This window comes from uncultured Azonexus sp., assembly GCF_937982035.1.
Classification (GTDB): Bacteria; Pseudomonadota; Gammaproteobacteria; order Burkholderiales; family Rhodocyclaceae; genus Azonexus.
The window spans coordinates 136,509-157,890 of record NZ_CALJNI010000016.1; the positions used below are offsets into that span (position 1 = coordinate 136,509).

Annotated in this window: 29 protein-coding genes and 1 pseudogene; 25 read left to right on the top strand and 5 right to left on the bottom strand. The window is 63.0% G+C overall.

Annotated elements, in window-relative coordinates; translation table 11 throughout:
• Position 1: 1 nt before the first annotated feature.
• Genes Q0799_RS11850 through Q0799_RS11860 form a run of 3 tightly spaced genes read right to left on the bottom strand, consistent with a single transcriptional unit; the run spans position 2 to position 3,639 of the window.
• A complete protein-coding gene (locus Q0799_RS11850) occupies positions 2-1,657 on the bottom strand; it encodes a GspE/PulE family protein (protein ID WP_298398569.1) in 1,656 nt (551 codons plus the stop codon).
• Positions 1,654-2,085 carry a tetratricopeptide repeat protein gene (locus Q0799_RS11855; protein WP_298398571.1) on the bottom strand — a complete coding sequence of 144 codons (432 nt, stop codon included), beginning with the start codon at positions 2,083-2,085 and terminating at the stop codon, positions 1,654-1,656. The genes Q0799_RS11850 and Q0799_RS11855 overlap by 4 nt, the downstream gene beginning before the upstream one ends.
• Before the next feature lie 3 nt (positions 2,086-2,088).
• Positions 2,089-3,639, bottom strand: a complete 1,551-nt coding sequence (locus Q0799_RS11860) for a type II and III secretion system protein (protein ID WP_298398575.1) — start codon at positions 3,637-3,639, stop codon at positions 2,089-2,091.
• Positions 3,640-3,800: 161 nt separating this feature from the next.
• Between Q0799_RS11860 and Q0799_RS11865 the strand changes: the two genes are divergently transcribed.
• The 15 genes and pseudogenes from Q0799_RS11865 to Q0799_RS11935 all read left to right on the top strand — a co-directional run bounded on the left by Q0799_RS11865 (position 3,801) and on the right by Q0799_RS11935 (position 14,055).
• Positions 3,801-4,622, top strand: a complete 822-nt coding sequence (locus Q0799_RS11865; protein ID WP_298398577.1) for an ABC transporter ATP-binding protein — start codon at positions 3,801-3,803, stop codon at positions 4,620-4,622.
• Entirely contained in the window at positions 4,606-5,400 is a 795-nt protein-coding gene (gene mlaE / locus Q0799_RS11870; protein ID WP_298398579.1) for a lipid asymmetry maintenance ABC transporter permease subunit MlaE, read from the top strand. The genes Q0799_RS11865 and mlaE overlap by 17 nt, the downstream gene beginning before the upstream one ends.
• Positions 5,397-5,867 (top strand): outer membrane lipid asymmetry maintenance protein MlaD, encoded by a 471-nt coding sequence (gene mlaD, locus Q0799_RS11875; RefSeq protein ID WP_298398581.1) that lies wholly within the window; start codon positions 5,397-5,399, stop codon positions 5,865-5,867. The genes mlaE and mlaD overlap by 4 nt, the downstream gene beginning before the upstream one ends.
• Positions 5,864-6,583 carry a VacJ family lipoprotein gene (locus Q0799_RS11880; protein WP_298398583.1) on the top strand — a complete coding sequence of 240 codons (720 nt, stop codon included), beginning with the start codon at positions 5,864-5,866 and terminating at the stop codon, positions 6,581-6,583. The genes mlaD and Q0799_RS11880 overlap by 4 nt, the downstream gene beginning before the upstream one ends.
• Positions 6,584-6,599: 16 nt before the next feature.
• Positions 6,600-7,226 carry a phospholipid-binding protein MlaC gene (locus tag Q0799_RS11885; RefSeq protein ID WP_298398585.1) on the top strand — a complete coding sequence of 209 codons (627 nt, stop codon included), beginning with the start codon at positions 6,600-6,602 and terminating at the stop codon, positions 7,224-7,226.
• Positions 7,226-7,507, top strand: coding sequence for an STAS domain-containing protein (locus Q0799_RS11890; protein ID WP_298398587.1), 282 nt, complete (start codon positions 7,226-7,228; stop codon positions 7,505-7,507). The genes Q0799_RS11885 and Q0799_RS11890 overlap by 1 nt, the downstream gene beginning before the upstream one ends.
• Positions 7,508-7,516: 9 nt before the next feature.
• Positions 7,517-8,179: pseudogene (locus Q0799_RS11895) on the top strand (ABC transporter ATP-binding protein); the annotation flags it as partial.
• Between the two features lie 53 nt (positions 8,180-8,232).
• Entirely contained in the window at positions 8,233-8,985 is a 753-nt protein-coding gene (locus Q0799_RS11900; RefSeq protein WP_298398588.1) for an ABC transporter permease, read from the top strand.
• Positions 8,986-8,991: 6 nt separating this feature from the next.
• Positions 8,992-9,234, top strand: coding sequence for a BolA family protein (locus Q0799_RS11905; RefSeq protein ID WP_028994430.1), 243 nt, complete (start codon positions 8,992-8,994; stop codon positions 9,232-9,234).
• Positions 9,227-10,480, top strand: a complete 1,254-nt coding sequence (gene murA, locus Q0799_RS11910) for a UDP-N-acetylglucosamine 1-carboxyvinyltransferase (RefSeq protein WP_298398591.1) — start codon at positions 9,227-9,229, stop codon at positions 10,478-10,480. The genes Q0799_RS11905 and murA overlap by 8 nt, the downstream gene beginning before the upstream one ends.
• Before the next feature lie 200 nt (positions 10,481-10,680).
• Positions 10,681-10,887 carry a cold-shock protein gene (locus Q0799_RS11915; protein WP_028994432.1) on the top strand — a complete coding sequence of 69 codons (207 nt, stop codon included), beginning with the start codon at positions 10,681-10,683 and terminating at the stop codon, positions 10,885-10,887.
• A 133-nt stretch (positions 10,888-11,020) separates the two neighbouring features.
• Positions 11,021-11,665 carry an ATP phosphoribosyltransferase gene (gene hisG, locus Q0799_RS11920; RefSeq protein ID WP_028994433.1) on the top strand — a complete coding sequence of 215 codons (645 nt, stop codon included), beginning with the start codon at positions 11,021-11,023 and terminating at the stop codon, positions 11,663-11,665.
• Positions 11,666-12,970 (top strand): histidinol dehydrogenase, encoded by a 1,305-nt coding sequence (hisD, locus tag Q0799_RS11925; RefSeq protein WP_298398597.1) that lies wholly within the window; start codon positions 11,666-11,668, stop codon positions 12,968-12,970.
• A gap of 6 nt (positions 12,971-12,976) precedes the next feature.
• Positions 12,977-13,537: a chromate transporter gene (locus tag Q0799_RS11930; protein WP_298398598.1), complete on the top strand. Its 561-nt coding sequence runs from the start codon at positions 12,977-12,979 to the stop codon at positions 13,535-13,537.
• Positions 13,534-14,055, top strand: a complete 522-nt coding sequence (locus Q0799_RS11935) for a chromate transporter (protein ID WP_298398600.1) — start codon at positions 13,534-13,536, stop codon at positions 14,053-14,055. The genes Q0799_RS11930 and Q0799_RS11935 overlap by 4 nt, the downstream gene beginning before the upstream one ends.
• Positions 14,056-14,068: 13 nt before the next feature.
• Here the strand turns inward: Q0799_RS11935 and hisC are convergent, their stop codons facing one another.
• Positions 14,069-15,139 carry a histidinol-phosphate transaminase gene (hisC, locus tag Q0799_RS11940; protein ID WP_298398602.1) on the bottom strand — a complete coding sequence of 357 codons (1,071 nt, stop codon included), beginning with the start codon at positions 15,137-15,139 and terminating at the stop codon, positions 14,069-14,071.
• 77 nt (positions 15,140-15,216) lie between these two features.
• Here hisC and hisB point away from each other — a divergent pair, with 77 nt between their 5' ends.
• Genes hisB through tatC form a run of 10 tightly spaced genes read left to right on the top strand, consistent with a single transcriptional unit; the run spans position 15,217 to position 20,581 of the window.
• A complete protein-coding gene (gene hisB / locus Q0799_RS11945) occupies positions 15,217-15,804 on the top strand; it encodes an imidazoleglycerol-phosphate dehydratase HisB (RefSeq protein ID WP_028994438.1) in 588 nt (195 codons plus the stop codon).
• Complete coding sequence (gene hisH, locus Q0799_RS11950) at positions 15,801-16,433, top strand: imidazole glycerol phosphate synthase subunit HisH (protein WP_298398606.1); 633 nt, start codon at positions 15,801-15,803, stop codon at positions 16,431-16,433. The genes hisB and hisH overlap by 4 nt, the downstream gene beginning before the upstream one ends.
• Before the next feature lie 36 nt (positions 16,434-16,469).
• Positions 16,470-17,210 (top strand): 1-(5-phosphoribosyl)-5-[(5-phosphoribosylamino)methylideneamino]imidazole-4-carboxamide isomerase, encoded by a 741-nt coding sequence (gene hisA, locus Q0799_RS11955; RefSeq protein ID WP_028994440.1) that lies wholly within the window; start codon positions 16,470-16,472, stop codon positions 17,208-17,210.
• Entirely contained in the window at positions 17,207-17,968 is a 762-nt protein-coding gene (hisF, locus tag Q0799_RS11960; RefSeq protein ID WP_342663999.1) for an imidazole glycerol phosphate synthase subunit HisF, read from the top strand. Before hisA ends, hisF begins: the two co-directional genes overlap by 4 nt.
• Complete coding sequence (gene hisI, locus Q0799_RS11965) at positions 17,968-18,366, top strand: phosphoribosyl-AMP cyclohydrolase (protein WP_298398611.1); 399 nt, start codon at positions 17,968-17,970, stop codon at positions 18,364-18,366. The genes hisF and hisI overlap by 1 nt, the downstream gene beginning before the upstream one ends.
• On the top strand, positions 18,363-18,692 hold the full coding sequence (locus Q0799_RS11970) for a phosphoribosyl-ATP diphosphatase (protein ID WP_298398612.1): 330 nt from the start codon (positions 18,363-18,365) through the stop codon (positions 18,690-18,692). Before hisI ends, Q0799_RS11970 begins: the two co-directional genes overlap by 4 nt.
• Entirely contained in the window at positions 18,689-19,039 is a 351-nt protein-coding gene (locus Q0799_RS11975) for a histidine triad nucleotide-binding protein (protein WP_298398614.1), read from the top strand. The genes Q0799_RS11970 and Q0799_RS11975 overlap by 4 nt, the downstream gene beginning before the upstream one ends.
• Positions 19,040-19,051: 12 nt before the next feature.
• Positions 19,052-19,282, top strand: coding sequence for a Sec-independent protein translocase subunit TatA (tatA, locus tag Q0799_RS11980; protein ID WP_298398617.1), 231 nt, complete (start codon positions 19,052-19,054; stop codon positions 19,280-19,282).
• 43 nt (positions 19,283-19,325) lie between these two features.
• On the top strand, positions 19,326-19,727 hold the full coding sequence (gene tatB, locus Q0799_RS11985) for a Sec-independent protein translocase protein TatB (protein ID WP_298398619.1): 402 nt from the start codon (positions 19,326-19,328) through the stop codon (positions 19,725-19,727).
• On the top strand, positions 19,724-20,581 hold the full coding sequence (tatC, locus tag Q0799_RS11990) for a twin-arginine translocase subunit TatC (RefSeq protein ID WP_298398621.1): 858 nt from the start codon (positions 19,724-19,726) through the stop codon (positions 20,579-20,581). The genes tatB and tatC overlap by 4 nt, the downstream gene beginning before the upstream one ends.
• On the opposite strand, the gene Q0799_RS11995 is transcribed toward tatC, so the two are convergent.
• On the bottom strand, positions 20,578-21,378 hold the full coding sequence (locus Q0799_RS11995; RefSeq protein WP_298398623.1) for a class II glutamine amidotransferase: 801 nt from the start codon (positions 21,376-21,378) through the stop codon (positions 20,578-20,580). The two genes, tatC and Q0799_RS11995, sit on opposite strands and share 4 nt — an antisense overlap.
• Between the last annotated feature and the right edge of the window lie 4 nt (positions 21,379-21,382).

Genomic DNA, 21,382 nt, shown 5'->3' on the forward strand with positions numbered 1-21,382 from the left:
TTCACAGCCACTCGCTCAGATCGACTGCGCGGCTGACTTCCTCCAGCGTCGTGTCGCCTCGCCGCACCGCTTCCAGTGCGTTGTCGGCCAGCGTGCTGAAGCCGCGCTTCCTGGCCTGGGCATAGAGTTCGGGGGGCGAAGCCGCATCGGCGAGCAGGAGATCGAGCACTTTGTCGATGCGCAGGATTTCCATCAGCACCAGGCGGCCGTGATAGCCGCGCTGACGACACGCCGGGCAGGCTCCGGCAACCGGCAGAACGGTGCGGCCCAGCAATGCCGATTCGGCGGGGTCGGCCGGACGTTCGCTGCGACAGGCGGGGCACAGGCGGCGTACCAGTCGCTGGGCGACGATGCCGGTCAGGTTGCCGTGCAGCATGCGCGGACTGATGCCGAGTTCGGCCAGTCGCGACAGTGCGGCGATGGCGCTGCCGGCGTGCAGGGTGGCGAATACCTGATGACCGGTCAGGGCGGCCCGCAGGGTCATGGCTGCCGTTTCGGCGTCGCGGATCTCGCCGATCAGCATGACGTCAGGGTCCTGGCGGAGCATTGAGCGGACGCCGTCGGCGAAGTCCATCTTCACGTTGTCGGACAGCGAGGTCTGGCGCAGCAGCGGCAGCGGGTATTCGACCGGGTCCTCCAGGGTCATGACGTTGACGCCGTCGTTCCTGAGGCGGTTGAGTAAGGAATAGAGCGTGGTCGTCTTGCCGCTGCCGGTCGGTCCGGTGACCAGGAAGAGGCCTTCGGGGCGCGACAGCATGCGGCCAAGCAGGGCCTGGTGGCTGTCGTTTATGCCCAGGGATTCCATGGGGACAATGCCCTTTTGCCGGTCCAGGACGCGGAGCACGATGCTCTCGCCGTGAATCCCAGGATGGCTGGCGACGCGGAAATCAATGTTGCGTCCGCCGATGCGGCGGCCGAGGTGGCCGTCTTGCGGCAGCCGGTTTTCCGCGATGTTCATGCCGGAGATGACCTTGATCCGGCTCGACAGCGGCGCCCAGGTCGAGCGATGCAGGATGCGGATGGTTTCCAGCAGGCCGTCGATGCGGTAGCGGATACGCAGGCTGGCAGCTTCCGGTTCGAAGTGCAGGTCGGAGGCGCGGCGCCTGACGGCGTCGGCGAGTAGCGCGTCGACCAGGCGGACTGCCGGCGAATCGCCGGAAAGTGCGCTCAAGGGGCCCTTGCCTTCGAATTCGTCGAGAATGCCGTCGATGGCCAGGGCGCAGCCGTAATGGAGGTCGATGGCTTGTTCGATTTCGCCGGGGGCGGCCAGCAGGATTTCGGTATCCATGCCGGCCGGCGTGTGCGCGTGCAGACTGGCCAGTGCCTGGTGGTCGCTGGGTGACGCCATCGCCAGGCGCCAGCGGCGGCGTCCCGGATTGATGGCGATCGGCAGGATGCGATGGCGGCGGGCGGTTTCGGCTGGCAGCAGGCGGATGGCTTCGGGGGCGATGTCGTGACGCGCCGGGTCGAAGCGTTCCAGGCCGAGTTGCCGGGACAGAACGTCGCTGACCCCGGGTTCGTCGGCAAATCCGAGGGTGTGCACCAGGATGCCCAGCGGCTGGCGGTTCTTCTGCTGTTCGACCAGGGCGATGCGCAGCTGATCCTCGTCAATCAGGCCGGCTTCCAGCAGGTGCTGGCCGAGCGGCTTGGCGTTCATGGCAGGGCCGCCTGCAGTTGTGACAGGCGTTGGCGCACCATCGCCTGCGGGAAGTTGTGCGCTTGTTCCGCGGCCAGTTCGAGCGCTTTCCGGTAGTGGCGAATGGCTGCGCCGGTCTGTTCCAGGTGGTCGAGGCAGACGGCCAGGTTGTACAAGGTATCGGCTTGCCCGGCGGCGAGTTCGTCGGCCCTGGCGTAGGCCAGGCGGGCTTCCGGCCAGCGCTGCTCCCGGCCGAGCAGGGCGCCCAGGCGGAGCAGCAATCCGGCGTTTCCGGGGTGCGTGGCAATCAGGTCGCGTAGATGGCTTTCCTGGCTTTCGGCGTAGGCCGCGCGGTTCAGGGCGGCACCGATGAAGTCGGTACCTGGGTCGGCGAGGGCGGCGCTGCCTGATAGCGCCAGAAAAAGGCAGAGTGCGTTTGCAGTTTGCATGGATTACTCCGTGACGGAACGCGGCTTCAAGGGGTGGGCATGCGCCGGTGGGTTGAAGAATGTGTTCCCGGGCAGGGCTTCGGCCTGCGCCGCGTAATCGCCGCGCAGTCCGGGGTCGCGGATCACCACTGGGCGCAGGAAAATGACCAGTTCGGTCTTGCGCGTACGGTTGTTGCGATTGTTGAAGGCCTCGCCGGCCAGGGGGAGGTCACCAAGGAGCGGTACGCGCTGGGTCTGGTAATCGGCCCGGTCTTCCATCAGGCCGCCCAGTACGGCGGTTTGTCCGTTGGCGATGCGCATGACCGATTCGATTTCCCGGGTACGGATCATCGGGACGAGATTCTCGATGCCGTTGCGGCGGAGATCGGGGTTCGGGTCCGGGACTTCGCGGTCGATGCTGGTGATGCTCGGGCGAATGTTCAGCAGGATCGAGTCGTCGTTGGCGATTTGCGGCGTCACGCCCATGACCAGGCCGACCGAGACGGTTTGCGGTGTGGTGGTATAGGTTGTGGTTGTGCCGACATTGGCTGTGGTGGTCGTATCCGCCCTGACCTGGAAATAGACGTAGTTTTCGACGACGCGCAAGAGTGCGGCCTGGTTGTTGAGAACCGACAGGCGAGGACTGGAAAGTACCCGGCTGGTGCCGAAACGTTCGAGCAGGCTGATCAGTGCGCGGGGGTTGTCGTCCCGGTTGTAGCTCAGGTTCACGCTGCCTTTCAGTGCGTTGCCGGCCAGCGAAAAGATGCCGCCACGGACCAGACCGTTCCAGTCGATACCTTGCTGGTAGCCGTCGCTGAGCGTGACTTCGACGATGGTGGCCTCGATCATCACCTGCCGACGGGCGGCTTTGATTGTCCGGTCAATGAAGCGGCGAATCCGGCGATGTTCATCCTGAGTGGCGTAAGCCGTGACCAGGCCGGCTTCCGCATCCACGATCAGGCGGGGCGGCGCGGTCTTGTCCGCCGGAGTGCCCGTCGCTTTCATCAGTCGTTCGAGATTGCTTTCCAACCCCGCCCAGAAACGATGCGCGCTGACGTTTTCGATGCGGGTGTTGGACAGACTGCCGCCGCTGCCGTTGTCCCCGGCGTCGCCGATCTGCATCTTGTTGGCCACCGAGGTGCTGACGGTACGCCCCAGGTTCACGTAATCCACCGGGTAGTGGGCGAAGTAAGGTGTATCGGGAAGTATCAGGAGGCTGTCGGCCGTGAATTCGAAGCGTAGCGGAACCTGTCGGGAAATGCGTTCGAGCAGGACGGGCAGCGGCTGCCGGCTGGCCTTGAGCGTGATCTTGCCAATGATTTCCGGGGCGATATCGATGTCGATGTCGGCGTCGCGGGCCAGGGCGAACAACAGATCGCGCACCGGTACGTCGCTGACGGTCACGCTGAAGCCGTCGTCGCCCGGCTTGCTGGCCGGCATCGCTGCCGGCTGGTCGACGATGTCCGGAATCGGGCCGGCCGGATGCGTCAGGCGGAGATGGCCTTGGGGCGTGCTGGCAGGGGATGTTGTGCCACAGGCGACGGCGGCAATCAGAATGAATGGCAGGATCAGCATGACTCGGTGCATGGTGATGCGCGCAGTGGAAGCAAAGCGTTATGCTAAATGCAATTTATTTATTTGTCATCATTGTTTTGTCTCTTTGCGCCTGTCTTAGGCGAAATGACGATAGACAGTTCTGATAGAATGCGGACTGTCTTTTTTTCAGGGAATCGGCGTTGACGGACGACATACTGGTCGATATCCAGGACCTGCACTTTCAATATGACGGGCGCCCGGTGCTGCAAGGAATCAACATGCAGATTCCGCGTGGCAAGGTGGTTGCCATCATGGGGGGGTCGGGATGTGGCAAGACCACCTTGCTGCGTTGTATCGGGGGGCAGTTGAAGCCAACCGGCGGTAGCGTTCGCCTGGAGAACCATCAGGTCTGCAAGATGTCGGAGGCCGAGTTGTATCGGCTGCGCCGCCGGATGGGAATGCTCTTCCAGTTCGGCGCGCTGTTCACCGACCTGTCGGTGTTCGATAACGTGGCTTTCCCGTTGCGTGAGCACACCGACCTGTCCGAAGAAATGATTCGCGACCTGGTGCTGATGAAACTCGAAGCGGTCGGTCTGCGCGGTGCCCACGCTCTGATGCCGGGATCGCTGTCGGGCGGCATGGCACGGCGTGTGGCTCTGGCCCGGGCTGTTGCCCTGGATCCCATGCTGATCATGTACGACGAGCCGTTCACCGGCCTTGATCCGATTGCGCTGGGCGTGATCGGGCGCCTGATCCGGACGCTGAACGATGCACTGGGCGCAACCTCGATCATGGTCACGCACGATATCCAGGAGTCCTTGCTGATCGTCGATTACATCTATTTCCTGAACGGCGGCAAGGTTGTCGCCCAGGGGACGCCGGACGAAATTCGCGCGTCCACCGATCCTTTCGTGCATCAGTTCGTCCATGCCGAGCCGGACGGCCCGGTGCATTTCGATTATCCGGCGCCCTCTGTGCTCCAGGATTTCTTGCCGGGAGGGGCGCATGCCAGGGCCGCTTGAATTGGTGCGCCGTCTCGGCAGTTCGGTCGTTGATCGTATCTGGCGACTGGGTTTTGCCACGCGTTTCTTTTTCGCCATCCTGCTGCATTCGGGAACGGCCTTCCGCCGGCTGCCGCTGACGCTGCGCGAAATCTACTTCAGCGGCGTCCTGTCCCTGTTGATCATCCTCGTTTCTGGATTGTTCGTCGGTCTGGTTCTGGGCTTGCAGGGGTACGAAACGCTGCAGCGCTATGGTTCGACCGAGGCGCTGGGCATCCTGGTCGCACTCTCGCTGGTGCGCGAGCTTGGGCCGGTGGTTGCCGGCCTGCTCTTCGCTTCGCGCGCCGGTTCGTCGATCACCGCCGAGATCGGCCTGATGAAGACGACCGAGCAGTTGAAGGCGATGGACATGATGGCGGTCAATCCGATTGCCCGGGTGGTGGCGCCGCGGTTCTGGGGTGGGGTCATCTCGATGCCGCTGCTGGCGGCGATGTTCTCGGCCATGGGGGTGTTCGGCGGCTGGCTGATCGGCGTCGTCTTCATCGGCGTCGATGACGGCGCATTCTGGTCGCAGATGCAGTCGAGCGTCGATTTTCGCTACGACATCATGAACGGCGTCATCAAGAGCGTGGTGTTCGGTTTTGCCGTGTCGTTGATTGCCGTATTCGAAGGCTACGACTCGACGCCGACTGCCGAGGGCGTGTCGCGGGCCATCACGCGTACTGTGGTAACGTCGGCGATGACCATACTGGCGCTGGATTTCATTCTCACTTCGTTCATGTTCCGAGGTAATTCATGAACCGTACCGTTCTCGACCTGTGGGTCGGCTTCTTCGTTGCACTCGGCCTGGCCGCAGTGTTGTTTTTGGCGCTCAAGGTCGGCAATCTTTCTGCGGCGCACCTGTCCGAAACCTATGTGCTGCAAGCCAGGTTTGATAACATCGGCGGCCTGAAAGTGCGAGGCCCGGTACGCAGTGCCGGCGTACTCGTCGGACGGATTGCCGACATCCGTTTCGATCCCGAGACCTATCAGGCTGTCGTGACCATGAATATTGACGGGCGCTACCGTTTCCCGCGGGATACTTTCGCCTCGATTTACACGGCCGGCTTGCTGGGTGAGCAGTACATCGGGTTCGATGTCGGCGGTGACGACAAGATGTTGCAAGCGGGCGAGATGGTCAGGATGACCCAATCGGCCGTGGTTCTGGAAAAATTGATTAGCCAATTCCTCTTCAACAAGGCAGCTGAAGGACAGGATAGCAAATGACAAAACTGACAGGGAGTTCGATTCGGCGGCTGGTAAGTCTGCTGGCGCTCGGGGGGGCGCTGGTCGTGACGGGGCAGGCGGGCGCGCAGGACAATCCGCGCGATCCGTACGAGGGCTTCAATCGCACCATGTACTCCGTGAATGAAGCGCTGGATAAATATGCTGCGCGTCCGGTCGCCCAGGCATACGATGCCGGTGTTCCGCTGCCGGTCAAAGCCAGTGTCGGCAACTTCTTCGGCAATGTCGGCGAACTCTGGATCGGGGCAAACAGTGCCATGCAGGGCAAGCCCCGCGACGCCGGCACCGGTTTTGCCCGGTTGTTCATCAATTCAACCGTCGGCATTTTCGGCCTGTTCGATGTCGCCAGCGAAATGGGCCTGGAGCGCTTCAACGAAGACTTCGGTCAGACGCTTGCCGTCTGGGGTGTCAATGATGGCCCCTACCTGTTCCTGCCGGTGATCGGGCCGCGGACCAGTCGTGACTTGGCGGGTTGGGCAGTCGACTCCTTCGCCGATCCGGTATCCCATATCAGTCCGGCATCGGTTCGTCTGGGAACCTCGGTGGTTCGTTTTGTCGATATCCGTGCCGGCCTCCTGCCGGCCGACAAGATCATCGACGAGGCGGCACTCGACAAGTATGCCTACATTCGCGACGCTTACCTGCAGCGGCGCAATAACCTGATCCACGATGGCCGCCCGCCAAGGATGGATGACTGACGTCGACGGAATGACCATGATCAAGCACCTCTCCGCCATTTTTCTTGCTGCCCTGCTGTCCTTTTCCGCGCATGCCACCGAGGCGCCGGATGCCCTGGTCAAGCGCGTTTCGGGCGAAGTCCTGGATATCGTCCGCCAGGACAAGGATATTCGTAACGGCGATATCCAGAAGATTGTCGCGCTGGTCGATGCCAAGGTATTGCCGCATTTCAATTTCCAGCGCATGACCTCGCTGGCGGTGGGGCGTGACTGGCGTAGCGCAAGTGCCGCCCAGAAAACCCGCTTGCAGTCGGAGTTCAAGATGCTGCTGGTGCGCACCTACGCCAACGCACTGACCAGTTACAGCAACCAGCGCATTGTTTTCCGTCCCTTCCGCATGCGTGACGGTGAAACGGAAGCCGTGGTCCGCTCCGAGGTTGTCCAGCCCGGCGCCCAGCCGGTGCAGATCGATTACTGGCTGGAGCTGGCCGATGGTCAGTGGAAGGTTTTCGATGTCGTCGTTGCCGGCATCAGCCTGGTGACCAACTATCGCGAGCAGTTTGCCCGTGAAGTCCGCGACGGTGGTATCGACGGTTTGATCGCCAGCCTGGCGGCCAAGAACAAGTCGCTGGAAGTTGCTGCCAACAACCGGACTGCTCGTTGATGATTGAAAGCGTAAACGGCCGGCTCTGCGTCGGTTGTGCGATGACGACCGATCAGGCGCGGGAGCTGCTCGAGCGGGGGCGTGCCTTGATTGTCCCGGGTGAGCAGGTCATCGATCTGTCGGGGGTCGGCGACGCCGATTCCTCAGCGGTGGCAGTCATGCTCGGCTGGTTGCGCCATGGTGCGCTGACCGGTGCGCTGATCCGCTTTGCCGGCGTGCCGGCCGGGGTGGCTTCGCTGGCTGAACTCTACGGTGTTTCCGACCTTCTGCCCCTGGCCTGACGGCCGCTCATGATCCCCGCCGTTTCCATCGTCGATGTCGTCAAGACCTTTGGCTCGCTGAGGGCGCTGGACGGCCTTTCCCTGGAAATTCGGCAAGGTGAATTCTTCGGTCTGCTCGGGCCGAACGGGGCCGGCAAGACGACGTTGATATCCTGTCTGGCCGGCTTGGCGCGCCTGGATTCGGGCAGTATCCGGGTGCTCGGCCACGATGTCGTCCGCGATTTTCGCCAGGCCCGCCGTCTGCTCGGCGTGGTGCCGCAGGAGCTGGTCTTCGATCCGTTCTTCAGTGTGCGCGAAACCCTGCGCATCCAGTCCGGTTACTTCGGCATCCGTCGCAATGACGACTGGATCGACGAAATCCTGCATCACCTCGACCTGACCGGCAAGGCCGACGCCAACATGCGCCGTCTCTCCGGTGGCATGAAGCGCCGTGTGCTGGTTGCCCAGGCGCTGGTGCACAAGCCGCCGGTGATCGTCCTCGACGAGCCGACGGCCGGCGTCGATGTCGAGTTGCGCCAGGGTCTGTGGCAATTTGTTCGTCGGCTCAACGGCGAAGGGCACACCATCATCCTGACCACGCATTACCTCGAAGAGGCGGAAGCCCTCTGCAACCGCATCGCGCTGATGAAGCAGGGGCAGTTGCTGGCCCTCGACAGTACCGCCAACCTGATGGCTGCGCACCCCGGGGCGTCGCTGGAAGAGGTTTTCCTGCGGACGATGCAGCGATGATCGGTTTCTGGACCCTGTTCTACAAGGAAGTGCTGCGTTTCTGGAAGGTCGCCTTCCAGACCGTGGCCGCGCCGGTGCTGACGGCCATGCTCTACCTGATGATCTTCGGTCATGTGCTGGAGGATCATGTGCGGGTGCATGGCATCGGCTACACCAGTTTCCTGATTCCCGGGCTGGTGATGATGCAGGTGCTGCAGAACGCCTTCGCCAATTCCTCGTCCAGCCTGATCCAGGCCAAGATCACCGGTTCCATCGTCTTTGTCCTGCTGCCGCCCTTGCCGTACAGCAGCTTTTTCATCGCCTACGTGCTGGCCGCCATGCTGCGCGGGATCATGGTCGGTGTCGGCGTATTGCTGGTCACGGTGTGGTTCGTCGATCTGCAGGTGGTGGCGCCCGGCTGGGTGCTGCTCTTTGCCGTGCTCAGCGGTGCCCTGTTTGGCGCGCTGGGGATGATTGCCGGTATCTGGGTCGAGAAATTCGACCAGCTGGCCGCTTTCCAGAACTTTTTGATCATGCCGCTGACTATGCTCTCCGGTGTCTTCTACTCGATTTACACTTTGCCGCCATTCTGGCAACAACTGTCCCATTACAATCCTGTCTTTTACATGATCGACGGCTTCCGTTACGGCTTTTTCGGCGTTTCGGACGTGTCGCCGGTGCACAGTCTGGCCGTGGTGGCCAGCTGTTTTGCCCTGACCAGCCTGTTGACCCTGGCCCTGCTCAAGCGGGGCTGGAAACTGAGAACCTGAATCCGCATGCATCCCGACCAGATCAAGCAACTCATCCTCGCCGGCATGGCCTGCGATCACCTCGAACTCGACGGCGACGGGCAGCATTTCGAAGCCCTCGTCGTCAGTGCCGAATTTGCCGGCAAGAATCGCGTCCAGCGCCAGCAGCGCGTCTATCAGACGCTCAAGGAAAAACTGGCGACCGGCGAACTGCACGCCCTGTCTTTCAAGACCCTGACCCCCGAAGAATGGAGTGCCCAGCGTGGATAAACTGTTGATCCGGGGCGGTAGCGTCCTCAAGGGCGAAGTCGCCATGTCCGGGGCCAAGAACGCGGCGCTGCCGATTCTCTGTGCCTCGCTGCTCTCGGCCGATCCGCTCGAATTGGGCAATGTGCCGCAACTCAACGACATCTCGACCATGCTGCGCCTGCTCGGCGACATGGGCATCGGCGTGCGCCACGAGGGGGGCGACGGGCTGACGCTTGACGGCAGCGGTCTGAACAACCCGGTGGCTTCCTACGAGATGGTCAAGACCATGCGTGCCTCCATTCTGGTGCTCGGTCCGCTGGTTGCCCGCTGTGGCGAAGCCCGCGTGTCGCTGCCCGGCGGTTGCGCCATCGGCGCCCGCCCGGTCGATCAGCATATCAAGGGGCTGCAGGCGATGGGTGCCGAAGTCACTGTCGAGCAGGGCTATGTGCATGCCCGCGCCAGCCGTCTGAAGGGGGCGCGCATCTGTACCGACATGGTCACCGTCACCGGTACCGAAAACCTGATGATGGCGGCCTGCCTGGCCGACGGCGAGACGATCATCGAGAACGCCGCCCGCGAACCCGAAGTCGTTGACCTGGCCAACTGCCTGGTGGCGATGGGCGCCCGGATTTCCGGCGCCGGCACCGACATCATCCGCATCCAGGGCGTGGAAAAACTGCACGGTGCCCGCCATTCGATCATGCCCGACCGCATCGAGACCGGTACCTACCTGTGCGCGGCCGCAGTGACCGGCGGCGACATCCGCCTGACCCGGACGTCGGCCGCCTACCTCGATTCCGTCGTCGACAAGCTGATGGATGCCGGTTGCGAAATCGTCGTCGAACGCGACGCGATCCGCCTGACGGCACCGGCCAAGCTGAAATCGGTCAGCCTGCGCACGGCGCCGTATCCGGCGTTCCCGACCGACATGCAGGCGCAGTTCATGGCCATGAACTGTGTTGCCGACGGGGTGGCGACGATCCGCGAGACGATTTTCGAAAACCGTTTCATGCACGTCAGCGAACTGATGCGCCTTGGCGCCAACATCCAGATCGAAGGCAACAACGCGATCGTTCGCGGGGTCGATCGCCTTGAGGGGGCAACGGTCATGGCCACCGACCTGCGGGCTTCGGCGTCGCTGATCATTGCCGGCCTGGTGGCCAGCGGCGAGACCCTGATCGATCGCATTTACCACCTGGATCGCGGCTACGAGCGCATCGAGCAGAAGCTGGCGGCGCTTGGTGCCAGCGTCGAACGGGTCCGTTGATGTTGTTTTTGGCATGAAACCCGGGATTTTTTTGCCGGAGCTTGAAAAAAGTCTGAAAAATGCTTTGCTTTATTCTGTGTCTGCCCCATACTCATCGACACGGGATTTCCAGGCAGTGTGTTGTTCCTGCACCGGTTTCGGTTTGTCAGCTCCTCGGTCTTGATTCTCGATTTTTTTAATATTTTCCAAGGAAGCTATTCATGGCAACTGGTACCGTCAAGTGGTTCAACGACTCCAAGGGTTTTGGTTTCATCTCTCCGTCCGAAGGTGGTGAAGACCTCTTCGCTCACTTCTCTGCAATTCAAGGCAACGGTTTCAAGACCCTGGCCGAAAACCAGAAGGTGACCTTCGACGTCGTCAATGGCCCGAAGGGCAAGCAGGCTGCCAACATCCGCCCGGCTGAATAAGCTACCGGATACGCCTGTATCGAAAAGCCCGGCTTGCCGGGCTTTTTGCTTTTGGGTCGCCGCCATTGGCGGCGATTTCGGCGGCCATGCTGCTTTGCGGTAAAATCACCGCTTTACCCACGAGACACTCCCCGTGACCGGTATCACTATTGCCCTGTCCAAGGGCCGCATCTTCGACGAAACCCTTCCGCTGCTGGCCGCAGCCGGCATCGTGCCGGCCGAGAATCCGGAAACCTCGCGCAAGCTGATCATCGAGACCAATCAGCCGGACGTGCGCGTCGTCATCGTTCGCGCCACCGACGTGCCGACCTATGTCCAGTACGGCGCGGCCGATATCGGCGTGGCCGGCAAGGATGTGCTGATCGAGCACGGCGGTGAAGGCCTTTACGCACCGCTCGATCTGAAGATCGCCAAGTGCCGGATGATGGTCGCCATCCCCGAAGGTTTCGATTACCAGAACGCCGTGCGCCAAGGCAACCGCCTCAAGGTGGCATCCAAGTACATCAAGACGGCGCGCGAACATTTCGCCGCCAAGGGTGTGCACGTCGACCTGATCAAGCTCTACGGTTCGATGGAACTGGCGCCGCTGGCCGGCCTGGCCGACGCCATCGTCGATCTGGTGTCGACCGGCGGCACGCTGAAGGCCAACAAGCTGGTCGCCTGCGAGCACATCATGGACATTTCCTCGCGCCTGGTCGTCAATCAGGCGGCACTCAAGGTCAAGCGCGAGACCCTGCAACCGATCATCGATGCCTTTGCCCAGGCGGTGGAGAAGTAAATGACTGTCGCGATCAAGCGCCTGTCCACGGTCGACGCCGATTTCGCGGCCAGGCTGAAGGAACTGCTCGCCTTCGAGGCAGCGGCGGATGAGGGCATCGAGCGTACCGTCGCCGGCATCCTCGCCGACGTCAAGGCCCGTGGCGATGCTGCCGTGGTCGATTACAGCAACCGTTTCGACCGGCTGACGGCTGTTTCGATGGCCGATCTCGAACTGTCACCCGACGAGCTCGAAAAGGCCCTGGCCGGTTTGCCGGCCGACCGTCGTGCTGCCCTCGAAGTCGCCGCCCAGCGTGTGCGTGCCTACCACGAGAAGCAGAAGCTCGACGGCTGGTCCTATACCGAAGCCGACGGCACTCTGCTCGGCCAGATGATCACCCCGCTCGACCGCGTAGGCCTCTATGTGCCGGGCGGCAAGGCGGCCTATCCGTCGTCGGTGCTGATGAACGCGATTCCGGCCAAGGTCGCCGGCGTCAAGGAACTGATCATGGTCGTGCCGACGCCGGGCGGCGAACACAACCAGCTGGTGCTGGCGGCGGCCTGCCTGGCCGGTGTCGATCGCGTGTTCACCATCGGCGGCGCGCAGGCGGTCGGGGCGCTGGCCTACGGTACAGAGAGCGTGCCGCAGGTGGACAAGATCGTCGGTCCGGGCAACGCCTACGTAGCGACGGCCAAGCGCCGCGTGTTCGGCATCGTCGGCATCGACATGGTCGCCGGTCCGTCCGAAATCCTGGTTGTCTCGGACGGCTCGGGCAATCCCGACTGGGTGGCGATGGACCTGTTCTCGCAGGCCGAGCACGACGAACTGGCGCAATCCATCCTGATCTGCCCGGACGCCGCTTTCATCGAACGCGTCCAGGTCAGCATCGACAAGCTGCTGCCGACGATGCCGCGCCAGGAGACGATCCGTACCTCGTTGACCAATCGCGGCGCCTTCATCCAGGTTCGCGACATGGACGAGGCAATCGCCATCGCCAACCGCGTCGCGCCCGAGCACCTTGAACTGGCCCTCGACAATCCCGATCCGTGGGTGGAAAAGATTCACCACGCCGGCGCCATCTTCATCGGCCACTACACCTCGGAATCGCTCGGCGATTACTGTGCCGGGCCGAACCACGTGCTGCCGACCTCAGGCTCGGCACGTTTCTCGTCGCCGCTCGGGGTCTACGATTTCCAGAAGCGGACCAGCCTGATCAAGGTGTCGAAGGCCGGCGCGCAGACGCTGGGCCGGGTCGCGTCTACGCTGGCGCACGGCGAGGGCCTGCCGGCACATGCGAAATCGGCGGAATTCCGGCTGGAAGACTGAGCTTTCATGAACCAGCATCAGCCGAATCAAGTGCGCCCGGATCTCCGGGCGCTTTTTTTGGGCTTTTCGTCGGTCGGCCTGTCCGGTTTCGGCGGCGTGCTGCCCTTTGCCCGGCGCATGCTGGTCGACCAGCGCGGCTGGATGACCGCCGAGGAATTCAACGCCCAGCTCGGGCTCTGCCAGTTCCTGCCGGGGCCGAATGTGGTCAATCTGGCGGTGCTGGTTGGCAAGCGTTACCGCGGACTGGCGGGGGCCATCGTCGCGCCGGTCGGCCTGCTGGCCGGGCCGATTGCCATCGTCCTGCTGCTGGCCATGCTCTACGATGCTTACGGCAGTCTGCCGGTCGCCCAGTCGATGCTGCGCGGCGTGGCTGCCGTCGGCGCCGGTCTGTTGTTCGCCATGGCCTGGCGCATGGGCATGGCGATCCGTGACAAGGCGGCTTTCCTGCCTTTTGCCGCGCTCGTTGTCTTCGGGATTGCCTGGCTGCGCTGGCCGATGCTGTGGGTGATGCTGGCCGGTCTGTTGCTCTCCGGCGGTCTGGCCTACTGGCGGTTGGGGCGGCGATGAGCCTGATCGTCGACCTGTTCCGCGAATTCGCGATCCTGTCCTTCGTCGCCTTTGGTGGCGCGACCGCGCTGTTGCCTGAGATGCACCGCGTCGTCGTCGAAAATCACCAGTGGCTGGACGACACGACCTTCACTCATTTGTACGCCATCGCCCAGGCCGCGCCGGGCCCGAACGTGCTGGTGGTGACCCTGATCGGCTGGCACGTCGCCGGCCTGGGCGGGGCGCTGGCTGCAACGCTGGCGATGTGCCTGCCGATGAGCGTGCTCATCTACCTGCTGATCGACCGCTGGGAAAGCTTCGCCGGCAAGCGCTGGCAGCGGGCGATCAGCATCGGCGTGGCGCCGCTGGCGGTCGGCCTGGTGTTTTCCGGGGCGACGCTGATCAGTCAGGCGGCCGGTCTGGGGCTGGCCGCGTGGCTGCTGCTGGCGGCCACGGTGCTGGCCAACCTGAAGACCGGACTGCATCCGCTGTGGTTCATCGGCGTCGGCGCCTTGCTCGGTTTGCTCGGCCTCGTTTGAGGCCGTCGCCGACTCAACCGAGGATTTCGCGCAGCGCCGCGCTCAGTGCCTGACAGTCGGCATCGCTGCCGATGGTGATGCGCAGGTACTGGTCGATGCGCGGCAGCTTGAAGTGGCGGACGATGATGTTGCGTTCACGCAGCGCCTTGGCCAGTTCGGCGGCGTCGCGACCGGGATGACGGGCGAAGATGAAATTGGCGGCCGACGGCAGCACCTCGAAGCCTTGTCCGGCGAGATCGGCGGTCAGCGCCTCGCGGGTGGCGATCACCGTGGCGCAGCATTGACGGAAGTAGTCTTCGTCCTCAATCGCGGCAACGGCACCGACGATCGCCAGGCGGTCCAGCGGGTAGGAATTGAAGCTGTTCTTGACCCGCTCCAGCGCTTCGATCAGGTCCGGGTGGCCGACCGCGAAGCCGACCCGCAAACCGGCCAGCGAGCGCGATTTGGACAAGGTGTGCACGACCAGCAGGTTGTCATATTGCTGGGTCAGCGGGATGGCGCTGGTGCCGCCGAAGTCGACGTAGGCCTCATCAACGACCACGACCGAATCCGGGTTGGCGCGAACGATGCGCTCGATGGCGGCAAGCGGCAGCAGGCGACCGGTCGGGGCGTTCGGGTTGGCAATCAGGATGCCGCCGTTGGCGACGCCGCAGTAGTCGGCCGGGTCGATGGAGAAATCGGCGGCCAGCGGCACGGTGCGGTGCGCGACGCCGTAGAGGCCGCAATAGACCGGGTAGAAGCTGTAGGTGATGTCCGGGAAGAGAATCGGCGCATCGTGCTTGAGCAGTGCCATGAAGATGTGCGCCAGGACTTCGTCGGAGCCGTTGCCGACGAAGACTTCGCCGGGCTTCACGCCGTGATGCCGGGCAATGGCGTTCTTCAGCAGGTCGGCGTTGGGGTCCGGGTAAAGGCGCAGGCGGGCACCGTCGTCGCCGAGCTCGGCCTTTATGGCGGCGACCACCCGGGGGGAGGGCGGACAGGGGTGCTCGTTGGTGTTCAGCTTGATCAGATTAGCGATCTTGGGCTGTTCGCCCGGCACGTAGGGGGTGAGGTCGCGGACGACCTGGCTCCAGAAGCGGCTCATCGGGTTTTCACGGTAGGCGTAAAAGTAAGACGAAATGGTATCATGGCCCTCCGTTTCAACGTTTTTCCGCCAAGTCCATGCGACAAGCCGAAGTTACCCGCAATACCCTGGAGACCCAGATCACCATCAAGGTGAATCTTGATGGTACCGGCCAGGGCCGGTTCGCCACCGGCGTTCCCTTCCTCGACCACATGCTCGACCAGATTGCCCGGCACGGCTTGATCGACCTCGATGTCGACGCCAAGGGCGATCTGCACATCGACGCCCATCACACGGTCGAGGATATCGGCATCACCTTCGGTCAGGCGCTGGCCAAGGCCTGGGGCGACAAGAAGGGGCTGACCCGTTACGGCCACAGCTACGTGCCGCTGGACGAAGCGCTGTCGCGCGTGGTCATCGACCTGTCGGGGCGGCCGGGGCTGGAGCTCAATTGCGAATTCACCCGGGCGATGATCGGCCAGTTCGATGTCGACCTGGTCTCCGAATTCTTCCACGGCCTGGTCAACCATGCCGGGATGACGCTGCACATCGACAACCTGCGCGGCAAGAATGCCCATCACCAGGCCGAGACCATCTTCAAGGCCTTCGGCCGGGCGCTGCGCATGGCGGTGACGCCGGATCCGCGCATGGCCGGTTGCATGCCGTCGACGAAGGGAACGCTGTGACCATCGCCGTCATCGATTACGGCATGGGCAATCTGCGCTCGGTGTCGAAGGCGCTGGAGCATGTCGCCGGCAGCGAAGCCGTGGTCGTCACCGCCGATCCGGCGGTGGTCGCCGCTGCCGATCGGGTGGTCTTTCCCGGCCAGGGGGCGATGCCCGACTGCATGCGCGAACTCGATGCCCGCAATCTGCGGGAAGCCGTGCTGGCGGCGGCAAAGAACAAACCCTTTCTCGGTATCTGCGTCGGCGAACAGATGTTGTTCGAACGCAGCGAAGAGGGCGATGTTGCCGGTCTCGGTGTTTTTCCCGGTGTCGTCCGGCGCTTTCCCGAGGCGCAGATGGTCGATGCCAGCGGCGCTCGCCTGAAGGTCCCGCACATGGGCTGGAACGAAGTCCGGCAGGCGCCGCACGCCCTGTGGTCGGGGATTGCCGACGGCTCGCGCTTCTATTTCGTGCATAGCTACTGCGTGCAGACGATCGATCCGGCGCTGACTGTCGGCACGACCGACTACGGTGTGCCCTTTACCTGTGCGGTGGGCCGGGATAATATCTTTGCGGTCCAGTTCCATCCCGAGAAAAGCGCTCGCGACGGCCTGCAACTCCTGAAGAATTTTGTCGAGTGGCGCCCCTGATTCGCGTCTGTCGTAAATTTTCCCGTTGATTCCCCCATGCTGATCATTCCCGCAATTGACCTGAAGGACGGACAATGTGTCCGCCTCAAGCAGGGCCTGATGGAAGAGGCCACCATTTTCTCCGACAGCCCGGCCGAACAGGCCCGGCACTGGCTGGATCAAGGCGCGCGCCGCCTGCATCTAGTCGACTTGAACGGTGCCTTTGCCGGCAAGCCGAAGAATGCCGCTGCGATCAAGGCCATCCTGGCCGAGGTCGGTGACGACATTCCGGTCCAGCTCGGCGGCGGCATCCGCGATCTCGACACCATCGAAGCTTGTCTCGACGGCGGCCTGTCCTACGTCATCATCGGCACTGCGGCGGTGAAGAATCCGGGCTTCCTGCACGACGCCTGCGTTGCCTTCCCCGGACACATCATCGTCGGCCTCGACGCCAAGGACGGCAAGGTGGCGACCGACGGCTGGTCGAAACTGACCGGTCACGACGTCGTCGATCTCGGCAAGAAATACGAGGACTACGGCGTCGAGTCGATCATCTACACCGATATCGGTCGTGACGGCATGCTTTCCGGCCTGAACATCGAAGCCACCGTGCGTCTGGCTCAGGCGCTGACCATTCCGGTGATTGCTTCAGGCGGCCTGTCCAACCTCGACGACATCCGCGCCCTGTGCGCGGTCGAGGGCGAAGGCGTCGTCGGCACCATCGCCGGTCGCGCCGTGTACGACGGTTCGCTCGATTTCAAGGCGGCGCAGGAACTCGCCGACGAGCTGGGCGCCTGATGCTCGCCAAACGCATCATCCCCTGTCTCGATGTCACCGCTGGCCGGGTCGTCAAGGGCACCAATTTCGTCGGCCTGCGCGATGCCGGCGATCCGATTGAAATCGCCCGCCGCTACAACGAGCAGGGCGCCGACGAAGTCACCTTCCTCGACATCACGGCCTCCTCCGATCAGCGCGACATCATCCTGCACATCGTCGAAGCCTGCGCCGAGCAGGTCTTCATTCCGCTCACCGTCGGTGGTGGTGTGCGCAAGGTAGAAGACGTACGTCGCCTGCTCAACGCCGGTGCCGACAAAGTGTCGATGAATACCGCCGCAGTGCAGAATCCGGACCTGGTCTTCGACGCATCGAGCAAGGTCGGTTCGCAGTGCATCGTCGTCGCCATCGACGCCAAGCAGGTCGCACCGGGCAAGTGGCATGTGTTCACGCACGGCGGCCGCAACGATACCGGACTCGACGCTATCGAATGGGCGAAGAAGGTCGAGGCGCTGGGGGCCGGCGAAATCCTGCTGACCAGCATGGACCGCGACGGCACCAAGAACGGTTTCGATCTGCCGCTGACGCGCGGCGTATCCGACGCGGTCGGGATTCCGGTGATTGCCTCGGGCGGCGTCGGCAACCTGCAGCATCTGGCCGACGGCGTTTCCGAAGGCCGCGCCGATGCGGTGCTGGCTGCATCCATCTTCCATTTCGGCGAATACACGGTGCGCCAGGCCAAGGAGTACATGGCCGCGCGCGGGATCGAAGTGCGACTGTAATGGCCGATCTCGATCACGCCCTCGGCTGGCTCGACGCGCTCAAATGGGACGCCGACGGCATGATCCCGGCGATTGCCCAGGATGCCGCCGGGCGTATCGTGATGTTCGCCTACATGAACCGCGAGTCGCTGCAGGAAACGGTGCGCAGCGGCAACGCGGTATACTGGTCGCGTTCGCGGGCACGTTTGTGGCGCAAAGGCGAGGAATCGGGGCACTGGCAGAAGGTCAGCGCCATCCGTACCGATTGCGACGGCGACGTGCTGCTGCTGACGGTCGAACAGGTCGGCGGCATCGCCTGCCATACCGGCCGGGCGAGTTGTTTTTTCAATGAGTTGCAAGGGGAACGCTGGGTTCCCGTCGATCCGGTTTTGAAAGATCCGAAGGACATCTACCAATGAGCACGCACGACATCCTGCACCGCTTGTCCGAGACGCTGGCCTCGCGTCGCCACGCTGATCCGGAGAAGTCCTATACCGCCAAGCTGTTCTCGGAAGGCCCCGATTCCATTCTTAAGAAGATCGGCGAGGAATGCGCCGAACTGATCATGGCCGGCAAGGACGGCAAGCGTCTGAACATCGTCCGCGAGTCGACCGATGTCGTCTATCACATCCTGGTCCTGCTCGCTTTCTACGGTCTGTCGATTGAGGACGTGTCGCAGGAAATGCGCCGCCGCGAAGGGATTTCCGGCATCGACGAGAAGGCCTCGCGGAGCGCCGGCAAGTGAGCGACTGCCTGTTCTGCAAGATCGTCGCCGGAACCATTCCGTCGCAGAAGGTCTACGAGGACGATAAGGTGCTGGCTTTCAAGGATATCCATCCGGCGCGTCCGGTGCACATTCTGGTGGTGCCGAAGAAGCACATCACCTCGCTGGCGACGGTCGCTCCGGAGGATGCGGAAGTGCTCGGGCACATGCTGGTCAAGGCCAATGAAATTGCAGTTGCCCAGGGTAGCCCCGGCGGCTTCCGTGTCATCATCAACACTGGCGAGATCGGGCAGCAGGAAGTGCCCCATCTGCACATGCACATCGTGGGCGGACCCGACCCGGTCGGCCCCATGCTCAAGCGAATTTAAGGAGACATCATCATGGGTACTTTTTCCATCTGGCACTGGCTGATCGTTCTGGTCATCGTCCTGCTCGTGTTCGGCACCAAGAAGCTGCGCAACGTCGGTCAGGATCTCGGCGGTGCGGTCAAGGGCTTCAAGGACGGCATGAAGGACGCCAACGCCGACAAACCGGCCGAAGGCGCCCAGCCGACCCAGCAGGTCGGCGGCCAGACCATCGACGTTGAGGTCCAGGAAAAGACCAAGTCCTGATAATCCGGGCAGGCGCTTGTCTGCCCGATCATGAAAAAAATCCATGTTCGATATCGGTTTTTCCGAGTTGATGGTGATCGGCATCGTTGCGCTGCTGGTCATCGGTCCTGAACGCCTGCCCAAGGTGGCGCGCACGCTCGGCCATTTGCTCGGTCGTGCCCAGCGTTACGTCAATGACGTCAAGTCCGACATCAATCGCGAAATGCAGCTCGACGAGTTGAAGAAACTGCAGGCGCAGGTCGCCGACTCGGCCCGTTCGCTGGAAGATACGGTGCGCAAGGAATACGATTCCGTCCGCACGACCTTCGCAACGCCGGTCCAGGATGCAATCGCCGATCTCGAAGCGAACGCCCGCAAGATCGAACAAGATGTCGCTACGGTCGCCGGCCAGGCGAATCCCGTCGCGACGCCGGCAGCACCGGAAAAGGATGGCGGCAAGGCATGAGCGAGACCGAGCAGCAGGAAACCTTTGTCTCTCACCTGATCGAATTGCGCGACCGGGTATTGCGCAGCCTGATCGCCATCGCCGTGGTGATGGGCGGACTGGCCCTTTATCCCGGGCCGGGGGCGATTTACGACCTGCTGGCAGCGCCGCTGACCAGTGCCTTGCCCGAGGGGACCAAGATGGTCGCCATCGGCGTCGTCACGCCGTTCATGGTGCCGCTCAAGGTAACCGCCATGGTGGCCTTCGTGCTTGCCCTGCCCTATGTGCTGTTTCAGGCCTGGGGTTTCGTTGCGCCCGGTTTGTACGCTCACGAGCGCCGCCTGGGCATTCCGCTGATCATCTCGAGCACGGTGCTGTTCGTGCTGGGCATGGCCTTCTGTTACTTCTTCGTCTTCGGCCAGGTCTTCCACTTCATCGCCAGTTTCGCGCCCAAGAGCATTACCCCGGCGCCGGATATCGAAGCCTACCTGTCCTTCGTGATGACCATGTTCATGGCCTTCGGCCTGTCCTTCGAGGTGCCGGTGGCGCTCGTCGTGCTGGTCAAGCTGGGCGTGGTCAAGGTCGAGAAGCTGCGCGAATGGCGTTCCTATTTCATCGTCGGCGCCTTTGTCGTGGCTGCCGTGGTCACGCCGCCCGACGTTGTCTCGCAGCTGGCACTGGCAGTTCCGATGTGTCTGCTCTACGAACTGGGTATCCTGGCGGCGACCCTGGTATCGAAAACCACGACCCGCGCCGATGCCGATGCGGCTGCCGCCGCCGCCAGCACAGCCCAGTCCGCTGCCGCCGATATTGACCTAGACGCCGAGCTGGACAAGGCCGAAGCCGATTTCCGCAAACTCGACGGGAAATCCTAATCGCGTGGCGGTCCCGGACGGGTTGCCAGCAGGCCCGCCGGCGCGCCGTCGATGAAGCGCCACAGTGTTCCGGCCGGCATCGTCGTCCATTGCTCGTTGTCGGTCAGCGGCAGGGTGGCGATCACCGCGACCCGGTCCCGGGCGCCGGTCACTTCACGGAAATCGACGGTCAGGTCCTGGTCTTTCAGGTGCGCTTCGGCAAACGGTGCCTGGCGAACGATGTAGCTGAGTCGCGTCGAGGCATGGGCGAACAGGCAGTCCCCGTTGGACAGCAGGAAGTTGAATTCACCATGCCCCGCAACCTGCAAGGTGAGCTCGTGCAGCGCCGCGAACAAGGCGTCGACCGATGGCATGACCTCACCGAAACGACGGCGGAATTCCTGCAGCAGCCAGCAGAAGGCGCGCTCGCTGTCGGTGTTGCCGACCGGCATGAAGCTGCCGTCGAGTGTCGGCTGGAAATCGATCAGGTTGCCGTTATGTGCAAAGATCCAGTACCGGCCCCACAGTTCGCGCATGAAGGGATGCGTGTTTTCCAGCGCAACCGTTCCCTGCGTGGCCTTGCGGATGTGCGCGATGACATTCATCGAGCGGATCGGATAGCGGCTGACCAGTTCGGCCACCGGCGAGCTGGCCGAGGGCTGCGGGTCGAGGAAGACGCGCGTGCCGCGGCCCTCGAAAAAGGCGATGCCCCAGCCGTCCGAATGCACGTCAGTCGCGCCGCCGCGTGCCTGGAAGCCGGAGAAGGAAAAACAGATGTCCGTGGGCACGTTGCAGTTCATGCCCAGTAGCTGGCACATGGGG